Origin of the sequence: Janthinobacterium violaceinigrum, assembly GCF_009208555.1 — a bacterium.
In the GTDB taxonomy this organism is placed as follows: domain Bacteria; phylum Pseudomonadota; class Gammaproteobacteria; order Burkholderiales; family Burkholderiaceae_D; genus Janthinobacterium; species Janthinobacterium violaceinigrum.
In genome coordinates, this window is record NZ_WFLI01000142.1 from 1 (window position 1) to 255 (window position 255).

Sequence of the window (255 nt, forward strand, 5' to 3'; positions counted from 1 at the left end):
ACTGCATGAAGTTGGAATCGCTAGTAATCGCGGATCAGCATGTCGCGGTGAATACGTTCCCGGGTCTTGTACACACCGCCCGTCACACCATGGGAGCGGGTTTTACCAGAAGTAGGTAGCTTAACCGCAAGGAGGGCGCTTACCACGGTAGGATTCGTGACTGGGGTGAAGTCGTAACAAGGTAGCCGTATCGGAAGGTGCGGCTGGATCACCTCCTTTCTAGAGTTTGCACGAATCAGGTAACTGGTTCACGCA

General features: G+C 53.7%; 1 rRNA gene. It reads left to right on the top strand.

What is annotated here, in order from left to right:
• A 16S ribosomal RNA gene (locus GCN75_RS29000) occupies positions 1-219 on the top strand; the annotation flags it as partial.
• Positions 220-255: the final 36 nt, after the last annotated feature.